This is a genomic window from Nocardia sp. NPDC060220, from assembly GCF_042727815.1.
Lineage (GTDB): Bacteria > Actinomycetota > Actinomycetes > Mycobacteriales > Mycobacteriaceae > Nocardia.
On sequence record NZ_JBHWZY010000088.1, the window covers coordinates 1 to 13038 of the forward strand.

General features: G+C 67.8%; 6 protein-coding genes and 1 pseudogene. 1 reads left to right on the forward strand and 6 read right to left on the reverse strand.

All coding sequences use genetic code 11. The features are described 5' to 3' along the window. Positions 1 to 85 precede the first annotated feature (85 nt). The gene (locus ACFWF3_RS07125; RefSeq protein ID WP_379312854.1) at positions 86 to 5641 is read left to right on the forward strand and encodes a pentapeptide repeat-containing protein; all 5556 of its coding nucleotides are present in this window, start codon (positions 86 to 88) and stop codon (positions 5639 to 5641) included. A 135-nt stretch (positions 5642 to 5776) separates the two neighbouring features. Here the strand turns inward: ACFWF3_RS07125 and ACFWF3_RS07130 are convergent, their stop codons facing one another. The 6 genes and pseudogenes from ACFWF3_RS07130 to ACFWF3_RS07155 all read right to left on the reverse strand — a co-directional run. Next, positions 5777 to 8026, reverse strand: coding sequence for an NERD domain-containing protein (locus tag ACFWF3_RS07130; protein ID WP_379312855.1), 2250 nt, complete (start codon positions 8024 to 8026; stop codon positions 5777 to 5779). Positions 8027 to 8137: 111 nt separating this feature from the next. Then, on the reverse strand, positions 8138 to 9331 hold the full coding sequence (locus tag ACFWF3_RS07135) for a serpin family protein (protein ID WP_378989035.1): 1194 nt from the start codon (positions 9329 to 9331) through the stop codon (positions 8138 to 8140). Positions 9332 to 9382: 51 nt separating this feature from the next. Then, positions 9383 to 11356, reverse strand: coding sequence for a UvrD-helicase domain-containing protein (locus tag ACFWF3_RS07140; RefSeq protein WP_379312856.1), 1974 nt, complete (start codon positions 11354 to 11356; stop codon positions 9383 to 9385). 106 nt (positions 11357 to 11462) lie between these two features. Further along, positions 11463 to 12086 carry an alpha-ketoglutarate-dependent dioxygenase AlkB gene (locus ACFWF3_RS07145; RefSeq protein WP_378989037.1) on the reverse strand — a complete coding sequence of 208 codons (624 nt, stop codon included), beginning with the start codon at positions 12084 to 12086 and terminating at the stop codon, positions 11463 to 11465. Positions 12087 to 12149: 63 nt separating this feature from the next. Continuing rightward, positions 12150 to 12587 carry a VOC family protein gene (locus ACFWF3_RS07150; RefSeq protein ID WP_379312857.1) on the reverse strand — a complete coding sequence of 146 codons (438 nt, stop codon included), beginning with the start codon at positions 12585 to 12587 and terminating at the stop codon, positions 12150 to 12152. Positions 12588 to 12719: 132 nt separating this feature from the next. Then, positions 12720 to 13038: pseudogene (locus tag ACFWF3_RS07155) on the reverse strand (hypothetical protein); the annotation flags it as partial.

Sequence of the window (13038 nt, forward strand, 5' to 3'; positions counted from 1 at the left end):
GACGGGACAGCGGGGTTGGCGGACGGCTCGTGCGATGTTGCCTTCGTCTGGCTGCCCTTGCCCGACGCCGAACGCTACCGCTGTCGTGATCGCCATCCTGTCCGACAGCTACCTGACCTCCCATTACGGAACGATGGAGTGGCAGGCGGCAATTCGCACCGACGAGCACAAGTTGCTGCCGGTGCGGGTCGCCGATTGCGCGCTGGAGGGTCTGCTCGCCACTCGCACCTATCTGGATCTGGTGAATGTCGCCAGCGCCGAGACCGCGCGGAACACCCTGCTCGATCGCGTCGGTCACATGCGTGACGGTCGAGCCAAACCGGCGCGCGGACCGGAGTTCCCGCCGGGTTCCGGTGCGGCGGTGCGGGATCGGCCCGTTCCGAATGGTTTCGGCCCGGCACAGGCCGTGGAGCGTCGGCGGACTCCCGCTGTGCCACCGAGCTTTCCGGGCGCGGGCAGTTCACGCGAAGCGCGCAACGGGCTCTCGGTGCTGCATGTCGCAGGCCCCCGGTTCGGGCGCGGTCTGTTCGGGCGCGACGAGCCGGACGGTCCCGGCGAACTGCAATCACGCATCTGGGCCGATGTCATCCACCTGTCCGATCAGGGCGTGCCGTCACCGGATGTGATCGTCGTCTCCGGTGACCTCACCGAATCGGGCCACCCGCGCGAGGTCGACGACGCGCTTGCCTTCCTCACCGGCCTGCGCATTCTGCTCGGCCTCGAACCTGATCGCCTGATCGTCGTACCCGGCAATCACGACGTGTCGAAGAAGGCGTGCGAGAGCTACTTTCTGCGCTGCGAGTCACGCGACCGGCTGCCGCAACCGCCGTATTTCGAGAAACTCGAACAGTTCGAGCGCATGTTCGGCGAGTTGTACCAGGGCCTGGATCATCTGGTGTTCGACGCCGGGCAACCATGGACCCTGTTTCCCATCGCGGACTTGCGAATTGTTGTCGCGGGACTGAATTCGACGATCGCCGCGACGCATCGTCAGGAAGACGACTACGGCAGTGTGGGGCAGACCCAGGTCGCGTGGTTCTCCGAGCAACTACGCGCGTTCGAGGCACGCGGATGGTTACGCCTGGGTGTGGTGCGCCACGATCCGATGCCGGGTGCGGGGGCCGCGCGAACCGACCCAGCGCTTCTTCGTGACGCGACGACGGTCTCCCGGCTGCTCGGCAACCGGTTGAATGTGTTGCTGCACGGGCCGGGACCCGGTGGCGTGCACGCCGATCTGCTGGGGGGCGTGCTGCCGGTGCTGCCCGCCGCGGCCCCGGGGAGCGCGGAGATCATCCACCTGACGGCCGAGGGCATGTCGCGCTATCCCGCCCAGCACCATGATGGAGAGGTCGAACGCACGGTCATCCCCGTGTCCTGGTCGAATGTGGCCGCGGCCCTGGCCGCGCCCGCCGAGACGAAGATGATCGAATCCGCGGGGACCGACGATCCGGATTCCGATGAACAGGCCGGTGACTCGGCGCCTGTGGTCGATCCGCAGGGGCGTTTGCTGGAGCGCGTCATCGAGGTCTGTGCGGCGCGCTACCCCGGCGCGCGGATCAGGCGGGTCGAGGCGGACCCGCCGCACCTGTTCGTCACCCATCATCGTGACGGGATGGCGGCGCAGTGGCGCATCGGCGCCCACGTGGGAGATCTGACCAGACAGGTGGTCGAGGATTTCCTGGCGCACGACCCGGAATTCGGATCCGAGCTCGTCTATCGTGGCGCGGTTCCGGCCCGCTCGCTGCGGGAGGAGGCAGCGGGTCAAGGGTTGCGCATCCGCAGCTTCTTGGAATTCCAGGGCATGCTCGATCTGACCGACTACCTCGCCCGTCAGGTGCTCGACCTGCGCACCGACCGGCGCTACCCACCCGAATTGTATGTACCACAACGGTTTCGGCTGCTGGAGGAGAGCGAAACCGCGATTCGCGACGATCTGATCGCCGAACTCATGGGCGTGGTGACCGCCGATCACGGCTGGTTCGTACTGCTGCTCGGTGACTTCGGGCGTGGCAAGACGTTCGCGCTGCGTGAGCTCGCCCGCCGGATCAGCGAGTCGACGCCCGCGCTGATTCCGATCCTGATCGACCTGCGCGCGCTCGACAAGACCCACTCGGTCGACGGACTGGTGGCCGCCCATCTGGCCAATCACGGCGAAGACCGGATCGATCTGAAGGCATTGCGCTACATGCTGCGCGAAGGCCGGGTGGTGCTGTTGTTCGACGGCTTCGACGAACTGGTGACCAGGATCAGCTACGAGTTCGCCGCCGACCATCTCGAGACCCTCCTGCAGGCCGCCGTCGGCAAGGCGAAGATCATCGTGGCCAGCCGGACTCAGCACTTCGAGTCCAGGGCCCAGGTGTTGACAGCGTTGGGCGAGCGGGTCGGTCTGCTCGACGACCGGCGCATCATCAGCATCGAGGAGTTCGCGCCGCCACAGATCCATACCTTCCTCACCAATCGCTACGGGGGTGACACGCGGCGCGCCGACGCCAGAATGCAGTTGATCAGGGGCATCCAGGACCTGCTCGGGCTGGCACAGAACCCGCGCATGCTCAGCTTCATCGCCGATCTCGAGGAGCGCCGGTTGCGCGCGGCCGCGGGAACGACCAATGCCATCGGCCCGGCCGCGTTGTACCGGGAGATCCTCGATTCCTGGCTTCGCTACGAGGTGGATCGCACGGCTACCGTGGCCGGATCGCTGCCGGGACTGGGACTGGACGAATTGTGGAAGGCGGTAACGGCTTTCGCGCTGCGGGTGTGGGAGACAGGCAGGCCCTATCTGCGTGCGGCCGAATTGTCGGAAGTGGCACGGGAACTCGCCGACACCGCGGTCCGCGATCGCATGTCGGTGCAGCAGTCGGCGCACGCCATCGGTTCGGGCAGCCTGCTGGTGCGTACCGACGACGACCTGTTCGGTTTCATCCATTCCTCGGTGACCGAATGGCTGGTGGCCGATCACCTCGCCCGCCTACTCGGTGCGGGCGTGAGTGCACCACACCTCGCGCAAGCCCAATTGTCGCTGCTCATCATAGATTTCCTGTGCGATCTCGCCGACCCGCGCACGCTGCGTACCTGGGCGGAGTCGGTGTTGTCCGACTCCGACGCCGACCCGAACGCACGCACCAACGCGCTGCGGATCACCACCCGGCTGCGCACGGCGCCGAGCTCGGACCTGCGCGGTGCGATGTTGGCCGGCGAGGACCTCTCCTACCGCGACCTGCAAGGAGTCGATCTGAGCGGCGCCGATCTCAGTGGTGCGCGGTTGATCGGCGCGAATCTGACCCAGGCGGTGCTGCGCGGTGCGCGGCTGGTCGCGGCGCGGCTGGACGACGCACGCCTCGTCAGCGCTGATCTCACCGACGCGGACCTCACCAGGGCGCGCCTGATCCGAACCGACCTGACCGGCGCGCGTGGCAGGGGTAGCCGCTGGCAGCGCGCCGCACTCCTGGACGTGATCGGCCAGGCCTCGGGGGCGGATCTGCGCGGCGCGGCCGTAGTACCCGGCGGATCGGTGCAGACCGAATTCGCGCCTGCCGCACTGGGCGTTCGGCACGGATTCCACGCCAGTCGAGGCAGACTGCCCCAGCCCGTCGCGTACAGCCAGGACGGAAGTACGGTCGCGGTCGGCAGTGACGACGGGGGCGTGCTGATCTGTGACGCCGACACCGGCCGGCCGCTGCGGATGCTGCAGACCCACCGCGCGCGCACCTTCGCGGTCGCGTACACCGACCAGGTCCTGATCACCGGCTCCGGCGACGGAACGGTCGGCATCTGGGATGCCGTCAGTGGGGAACTCCGCCGGATTCTGCGGGGGCACGAACAGTGGCCGTGGCCGGTGCTGCTCGGTCCCGGCGGTGATCTGCTGGCCACCGGTGACGCGCGTGGTGTGCTGCGGCTGTGGTCGTTGCCCAGCGGCGATCTGCGTCACGAGTGTCTGCCACCCGAACACGGCATGACCTTGATCTACAGCATCGCCCTGCACGGTCGGACGCTGGCCGCCGCCTACGGCAACGGCATGGTACGCCTGTGGGACATCGAAACCGGCAGGCAAACAGGGGAATTCCAGGCAGCGGGCGGCGCCGCCTACCGCATCGCCTTCGACTCGTCGGGCACCCGGATAGCGGTGGGTGGAGTAGACGGACTACTGACGCTCTGGGACCCCGTCACCTGCACGCTCACCGGCAGGTTGACCGGTCACACCGGACGCATCTACACGCTGGCCTTCCACCCGTCCCGGGACGTGCTGGCCAGCGGGGACACCGACGGGCTGCTCCGCGTCTGGAATACCGACACCGGAGAAGTGCTGCACGCGCCGACCGAACACAGCGCGGCGATCTATTGGGTGTCGTACGACCCGTCGGGAGAGCTGCTGGCCTCCGGGGACAGTGCGGGGCTCGTCTGCCTGCGTGCGTCCGAGACCGGTCAGCTGCGGCATCGTCTCACCGCCCACACCGGATCCATCTGGCCGTTCGCTTTCCGGCCCGACGGCGCCCAGCTCGTGGTGACCGACGACCAATTCACCACGCGTTTCTGGGATCCGGTCACCGGAGCTTGCCGATACCTGCTCACCGGGCACGGCCGCCGAACGACAGCGGTGGGCTTCAGCGCCGATTCGGCGATGCTGTCCACCCGGGGCAACGACGGCGTCGTCCGGCTGTGGGACACCGTCACCGGACGTCTCGTTCGCACGCTGACCGGCAGCGACGACCACCTGCTGACCTTCGAGTCGGCGCTGTTCAGCACGGTGCGACCAGGGCAGCTCGCGATGGTGGGCAACGACGGCAGACTCAGCCTGTTCAACCTCGACGCCGACTCCTATGAGCGCCACATCAGCATCGAGGATGCGCCGATCTGGGCGATCGCGTTCAACCCCTCCGGTGAACTGATCGCCACGGCGAACGACGATGACACAGTGACGATCTGGAACCGTGCGACCGGTGCCCAGTACGGGATCTACCGCGAGCACCGAGGCAGGGTTCGGTCCCTGGCCTTCAGCGCGGACGGGGCGCTGATGGCCTCGGGCTGCGACGACTCCGTCGTTCGGATCTGGGACGTGGAGTCGGGGCGGTGCTTGCACACTCTGCGCGGGCACCGAGACCGGGTGTACGGGGTGGCATTTCACGGCAACCGCGTCGCCAGCGTCTCCTGGGACGGCACGGCACGGATCTGGGACGTCACGTCGGGCGAGCCGGTGCACGAATTGACGCGGCACACCGGAAAACTCTGGTCGGCGGCCGTCGACGCCCAGCGGGGCGTCCTCGCCACCGCGGGAGACGACCTGGTGATCCGGCTGTGGGACATGGACACCGGTCGGCATCTGCACACCTTGGAAGGTCATCGCCGCCGGGTGTCGACCTTGGCGTTCGACGCGTCGGGCGATCTACTCGCCAGCGGTAGCGAAGACGGAAACGTCGTGTTGTGGTCCGGTGCGGCGGATCAGGGGGCGGCGCCCTCGATTCGCGCGGTGTTGCTCGGACTGCCCGAAGGATGGGCCGCGTTGACCCCCGACGGGCGATACAAATACGAGGGCAACGTCGCGGGCCAGTTCTGGCATGTGATCGGCACGACTCGCTTCGAGTCGGGCGAACTGGATCCGCATCTCGCCGAGGTCGTGCGGGTCGCCGCAGATGCCCCGCTGTGAGCCTGACGGCCTCCGCTGGTGGGTGTACGAGGAAACCGGCGGAGGCGCGACCGACGCTGGGTAGGCGCGGTGTCGGGTTGTGCTCGGGGCACGAGATGAATCCTGCTACCTCGAGTGCGCTCGAGGTCAAGCGGTTCAGCGGGGGGCGTGGACCAGTGGGGCGAGGAAGCCGGTGAGCTGGGCTCTCGAGGGTTGGCCCAGGCGGCGGCCGAGATAGTCGGGGGCGTCGGCGGCTGCCCGGCAGCGGTCCTGGTCGGTGTTGGCCGGGTTGTCGGAATAGCGTTCGCCGAGCATGGTGGCCTTGGCGACCTCGCGTCCGGTACGGAGTTCGTAGACGGCGACCTCGTAGGTGGCGCGGAAGAGGTTGACGGTGCGCCCCACCGGTGCGCCGGGGGAGGGGCCGTACTGGCAGGTCTGCACGAGGTCGCGCAGTTCCAGCTGCTTCATGCAGGCGATGAGCTGCACGGTCGACGGGTCGTCCGGGTTCCACGCGGTCGGATCGTTCGGGTGGACCATGGTCGTGAGGTCACCGGACAGATAGATCGGGCGCGCGCCGTCGCGCTCGTAGGGCGCGGCGTTCGGGAACGGCTTCTTGTCCTCGCCACACATCCGGTCGTAGTCCGACATCTCGAATCGGCTCGCCTGCACCGCCGCGATCGCGAAGAACCCGGCTCCGAACAGCGCGATGAACAGCAGCAAAGCGACACCGGGCCCGACTCGCAGGCCCCGCCTGGGGGCACTCCGCTCCCGAACGGGGCGGTTGTGCCACCGCTCGAGCAGTGACGGGCCGTTCCCGTGACGCCACGACCGCCATTTCTGCGAGAGGGTCGGCTGCCGCGTCGTTCGGTCGTGTTCGACCCAATCGGACCAGTGCTCCGGGTGTTGCTGGGGCGCTGGGGTTTCCGGGGAACGATACGACGGTGCGACGGCGGGGGTGTACGCCGGGGAAGGGGTACTTCGCGATTCGGTCTCGCGGGCCGACCCGGCGGCACCGACCGCGGCAGCAGCGCCCGACGCGGCCACTGTACCGACCGCGGGAGCCCACTCGGCAGTGCGGTTTCCGCCGGTACCAGCGGGTGTGCCCGCAGCGGCCACCTCGTCCCCGGGCGTGGGTTCGTGGCGTTCGATGCCATCGGTCGGTGGATCGTCGATCGCGACCGATTCATCGGCGGCGACGGATTTGCTCAGTGAGACAGTGCTTTCGGGCTGACCGTCCGATGATTCGGCTACTTCACCGAGCGCGGGTTCGTCCAGATCGATCGTGTCGTCGTCGAAAGGCTCAGCGCGTGTGGCGCTTTCCCTATCCGGAGCAGTGCCCTCAGCGGTTGGCTCGTGCTCCGGGTTGTCGTCCCGGGGCGAGTCTTGTTCGGCACCGTCGGGGGGTGAAGTTCGGTCAGTCGCCGGTTCGGCGGATTCGGTGCTGGGTATCGGCTCGTCGGGTGGTCCGATCGCTGTGGCCGATAACGCCGCGTCGTCGGACTCGTCGGCTTGCGCGCCGGTGAAACCTTCACTCGAAGAAGGGGATTCCGTCTCGCGTTCAGCGGGCACCGACGTCGGATCCTCGGGATGAGCTGCGGTAGGGGGTCGATGGGCGAGTCTGTCGATCGCGGCGAGAAACGCGGGTGTAGATGCGCGAGCCGAACCGGTCGACGCCGCAGGGGAATCCGATGTGGTGTCGGAAACAGCTGTCTCCGAGGGGGAGCCGAGCTCCACAGCGGTCGGGGCGATGGGCCGGGAAGTGGTCGCCGGGTCGAGCGCGGCTGGAAAGCCCTGTGCTGTCAGCTCATCGGGGGAGGGCAACAGATGGCCCAGGTTCAACGCGCCGAACACCCGGGTGACGTCATCGATGCTGAGCCGGACCGTGCGCCCGCTCTCGGCCTGGAAATAGTCGTGCAACGCGCCGGCGTCGTCGCGATCGATCAGCACCGCGCGGTACCCGTCGGCGATCCTGGTTTCCTCGATGGTGATCTCGGCGCCGGGCTGAGCGACCAGCGCGATCACCGCGTTCACCCAGCCGAAGATCCCGGATTGCTGCAGCAGGCTCTTGGCCGCGAACACCTGTCGGCGCACCTGGACGAACGGGTTCGGCACCCGGACGGCGTGATAGAGCGCCGCCGGTTCGCCGTCGATGGTCCACGGGCCGTTCGGTGGGGTGGCGAGGGTGCCTTCCTGACGGGCGGTGAAACCCTTCACCTCCACGATGGTCACGCTCTGCGGCGTGCACACCAACGCGTCGACCTCGACCGACCCGCCCCGGTTCTCCGGTACGTGACAGCGGAACACGGCGACGCCGCCCGCCCGAAACGCCTGGTCACGGAGCGCCGCGCCGACGATCTGTTCCGCGCCTTCGAGTTCGCTCTCGTCCGCGACAACGACGATCACCACGACCCCCTGTGCACCTGACTGCGGACTGCTACCAGGATACGGCCTCCACTAGCCGTATCGAAACCGAATCCTGTTGCTGAGCAACGGCTTCGGCAATGTCGATTACCGATCTCACCACGGCGGCCCCGGGTTTCGTCTGCCCGCCGGTTCCACACCGACCGGCCGAACCCATTCCACCGGCGGCTTCGTGACCTGACCCGCGACCAAGACGAGGCCGGTCGGCCGGTCTACCGCGATGAATCCGAAGGGGCGGTCGACGTTCACCGATGTGATCGTCGACCATGTCTTCTGCGGAACACCGCCGAGGCGCATCGCCACGGCCGTGACGGCAGCCGCTTCGAAGCCTTCGGCGTCGAAGCGTGCGATGACGTCCTGACCCGCAGCGTCCAGCGCCAGCGGATCAGCTGCGAGTCCGGCGAAATGGGAACCGGGAACGTTCATCGAGGTGGACAGGCCGAACATCGCCGCATGGCAAGCGAGGTTGTGCTTGTTCTCCACCTCGAACGGTGGCATGGTCAGCACCACGGAGTCGCCACCGCCGAAGGTCTCCCGTCGACTCACCGATAGACAGGGTGCCGTCGTGCCGACAGGCAGTTCTGTCCGCACCTCGACGGTCCCGTCCAGTGCTGCGAGGCCTGTGGCCAGACCGTGCCGCGGATTCGCGCCGATCAGCACGTGCACGTCCAGTTCGCCCTTGCCGGTGACGATCACCCGGGTCACTTCGTCGTCGAGTACCGACACACTGCCGTCGGGATGGCTCGTGCGGTACAGGCCGGGTCCCCGATGTCCTTGCCACGGACCGGTTTCCGGTGTGTAGAGGATCTCGTCGAACGCCGTCACCCAGCGGGTGCGTGCCATCAGCGCGGTCGCCAGCGCGAGCGCCGTGTCCGAGGTGATCGGTACCGGAAATTTCTTGATCAACCCCCGGGTCTGCTCGTTCGCCCACGCATCCAGTGCCGCCGGATCGCCCAGCTCACCGACCGTCCCGGCGGGCATGCTGCGAACCCACTCCTCGCGCAAGGTCAGCCCCGCCCGGACCCACGCCCCGATCGCCGTCGACACCTCCCGCGAAGTATCCAGCGATTTCAGCATGTCCAGCCCCGCCGCATGCGCCTGCTCCGCCGGAACTCCCACCGCGGCAGCGAGCTCATCCCTGGCCGGGCCGGAAGCAGCCCCGGCCAACACAGCGAGCAACGGCCACAATCCGGCCCCCGACACCACCGCGTCCCCGCCCTCGAACGTTTCGCACCACCGCCCCGTCAGCGCGTTCGATGCCCGCACATGCGGCAGAAGTGAACTCCCCATCCCCGGATCCTACGACCAGCGACCGACAATCCGCCACGTCGCCGACATCCGTCAGCCCCGGACGATCCCCAGCCAGACATAGTCCCTGGCCCGCGTGACCGCGACGAACTGCTGGCGCATGATCAAATCCTGACGCTCCCGTTCGGCGTCGGTACCGGGCGGCGCCGGCTCGACGAACGGATGGATCACCGCGCGGAAATCCAAGCCCTTCGCGCGATAGACCGTGCCGACCTTGACGCCGCTGTCGGTGTCGGCGCAGCGGTACTCGACGAGCTCCTGCGCGGCGATCCCCCAGTGGCGCAATCGGCGGAGCACGGCTTCCGCTTCGGCGTTGGTGATGGTGATGATCGCGGTGTCCGACAGCGAGATGCCCTGGGCGACAATATTGTCCAGCTGGCGACGAATATGACCGTGCAGCTCGGCCCGCGTGCAGTACTGCCGTCCGGCGTAGCCGTCGGGAAGGGCGGCGTCGGTGAGATCGAGGCTCTGCCGTTCGCTGGTATCGAGGTCCTCGACGGGTCGTGCGCCCGGCAGGCTCGCCGCGAGTCGCAGGACCTCCCGGCGGTTGCGGTAGTTCTTGGTGAGCTTCTCGCTGCGCCCGACGATATTGACTTCGGCATCGACGAATCGCCAGCCGCCCGCGTAGATCTGCTGCTGGCGGTCGCCGACGAACAGCAGGGAGTTGGGTTCGTCGCCGGTCAGCGCGTGAACCAGCCGCACACTCTGCACGGTCATGTCCTGCATTTCGTCGACGACGACCATCGCGTACGGCTGCCGGAGGGGACGCGCGCGCAGTTCGTCGAGCGCTGCGGTGATGACATCGTTTCCGTCGAAGCATCCCCACTCGGTCCGGTACGCCTCGTAGGCCTGGTACAGCTCCCACACGTGTCGGCGCTGACCGGTACGCAACGACACTCGGCGACCACGCCGATCCACCTCGGCATAGGCGGTGAACCCGGCGTCGTCGCAGGCGAGTCCACGCCCCTTGATCACCCGATCGACTTCCTCGCGCCAGTAGGGGAGCGCGGGCGAGATCTCCGCCAGTGGGCCCGACCTGCCGACTCGCCCCCACGCGAGGTTGAAGGCTGTGTCGGCCCGCTTGAGTTCCATTCTCATCGGAATCCCGCGCTCGGTCAGGAATGCCTGCGCCCACGCGTGCAGGTTCGTGAACTCCGCCCGCCCGGCCGCATCGGGCAGCAACCGCGCGAACGCCGACTCCTGGCACGGCGGCAGGTTCTTCACCAACGTGGTGAACAGCAGCGGCCCGGTACTGCGGCGGGCCCGATGTGCCATCCGGTGTAGCGCCAGTACCGTTTTCCCCGACCCCGCCGGACCCACGATCCGTGCCGGACCGTTGTGATTGCGGGTTACCAACGCGAGCTGGGCGGGATCGAGGAAAGCCAGCCAGGTCGGGAACGGCTTGGCCAGCGCACCGGCAAGATGGTCGGTATGTAGCGTTTCCACCTCCAGCAGGCCGTCTGTCTCGGCGGGCGGCTGCGCGGGAGCGATCCGGGCGATCGGACGATAGTCGCGATGGCGCTGGGCGGTGTGCTCGGCGAGGTCGCCTGCCAACCGTGCGGGCATCACCGATCGCCGGCCCATCAGTGTGCGCACCGTCGCGTCGGTGACGACCACGAACCGGCCATCGCCGCCGGCACGTCGGCCCGGCGGCAGAACGAACACCAACTCGACTGTCTCCCGGACGAACTCATTGCGATTCGGTCCGATCGACACACCGGCAAACAGCTGTTCGGCCTGTGCGCGCAGCCGCCGCACCTGGTCGTCGTCCGGCAGCTCGTCGACCACGGCGAGCGCGAACACTCCACCGGGCCCGATGAGCAGCGCGTCACACCGACCAGTCGGAGCGGGCTGGGTCCGGTACACCGACAGCCGCCATCGCTGTCTACCCGCCAATAGCAACGCTGTGTAGACGCCACGCAAACGCCCGGTCAGCCCGACGACGCTCTGCGCGAGCGACTCTTCCGCGCGCAGACGCAGGAATTCCTCATCATTACCGGACGTCATCTCGGCCACCCCGCTTGGTCCGTAATACTCCGTTCTTTCGAGTATCGGTGAATTACCAAGCAACAGAGAGTATTTCGACCGAATCAGTCCAACGGGCGTGGTCGGGTCACCGGACCCCGCGGGGGCGGAACTGGATGCTGATGCGGGGTCCGACGGGGCGTGCGGTCTTGGGGACCGCGTGTTCCCAGGTGCGCTGACATGCCCCGCCCATCACCAGGAGATCCCCGTGCCCGGCCGTGAACCGGACGCTCGCGCCACCGCCGCGCGGGCGCAGCAGCAGAGCGCGCGGCGCTCCGACCGAGACGATCGCGACCATCGTGTCGTGGGTGGCGCCGCGGCCGATCGTGTCGCCGTGCCAGGCGACGCTGTCCCGACCGTCGCGGTAGAAACACAGCCCGGCCGTGCGGAACGGTTCACCGAGTTCCGCCGCGTAGTGGGCGGTCAAGGCCGCCCGCGCATCGACCAGAATGTGATCGGGGAGCGGGTCGTTCTCCCCGAAGAACGACACCAGCCGCGGCACGTCCACGACCCGGTCGTACATCGGCCTGCGTTCGGCGTGCCAGGGAACGCGTTCAGCCAGTCGATCGAACAGCCGGCTCGCGCCGCTCAGCCAGCCGGGCAGCACATCGACCCAGCTGGTCGCGTCGAGTGGGGTGCGCCGGATCGCCTCGATCGAACCCAGGGCAATCGCATCACCGTCGAACAGTGAACCTTGCAGGGGCAGCGACATGAGCGCCAGTCTACAACGTGTTCGAATGTATGTTCGATAGACGGCTTGTGGTGCGAGTGTCGCTCAGCGGAGTTCCTCGACCAGCCCGAGGACGACGCCGTCGGGACCGCGCACATAGGCGTAGCGGCAGATGTCTTCGTAGCGGGCGAGCCTGCCCACGAGTTCGGCGCCGTGGGCGCGCAGGCGGTCGAGGACGTTCTCGACATCGTCGACGACGAATGTCAGGCGCGGGATGCCGGGGATGTTCACCGGCGCGTTCGGCGCGGCAAGGGTGGTCGTCGGCGAGCGGAACGTCGAGAGCTCGACCCGGCTGTGGCCGTCGGGTGTCCGAACGACGGCCATGTCGGCTCGGACGCCCGTCAATCCGAGCAGGTCGTCTGCCCATTGGCCCCCGACTGTGGCTTCGCCCTCCAGCTCCAGGCCCAGTTCGACGAAGAACGCGACAGCAGCCGCGAGATCGTCGACCACGATGCCGACATGATCCATCCGATGGACCGTCATGATGTTCTCCTCGGGTTCGTCCGGCTCATTCTGGCCGGGTCGATCGATTTCGGACGCGCTGACGCTCGTCGTCTCGAGGCCCGTTCGGCTCTCGTAACCCTGGGACGGAGCCGCCCGGGCACTCTCGACATCTCAGTCCTGCCAGCCGCTCGTGTCGAGAACCGTGTCCCACGTGTACGGCACCAATTCCGGATGCCGCAGCCGGAGGATCTCGCCCGGTAGCGACCCCGGCGGCGCCTTGCGCGGATCGGCGACGGCCTGACGTTCGATGATGTCGGTGAGAGCTCGCGTGCCGCCGAGACGTGGATAGGAGGCGTGGACCAGGTCCGCGAATCCCGGGGGCAGATCGTCGGGGCCGCCGCCGACGTCGAGACCGATGCCGGTGACCGCGATCCAGATGGCGGCGGGTCGGCGACGGCGGTACACGGGTGAGTCGCTGAGGCCTGTCGTG

Bases quoted from the DNA above. Each gene is read 5' to 3' on its own strand.
- ACFWF3_RS07150 (WP_379312857.1), bottom strand. From the start codon at position 12,587: ATGACGGTCCATCGGATGGATCATGTCGGCATCGTGGTCGACGATCTC.
- ACFWF3_RS07145 (WP_378989037.1), bottom strand. From the start codon at position 12,086: ATGTCGCTGCCCCTGCAAGGTTCACTGTTCGACGGTGATGCGATTGCC.
- ACFWF3_RS07135 (WP_378989035.1), bottom strand. From the start codon at position 9,331: ATGGGGAGTTCACTTCTGCCGCATGTGCGGGCATCGAACGCGCTGACG.
- ACFWF3_RS07140 (WP_379312856.1), bottom strand. From the start codon at position 11,356: ATGACGTCCGGTAATGATGAGGAATTCCTGCGTCTGCGCGCGGAAGAG.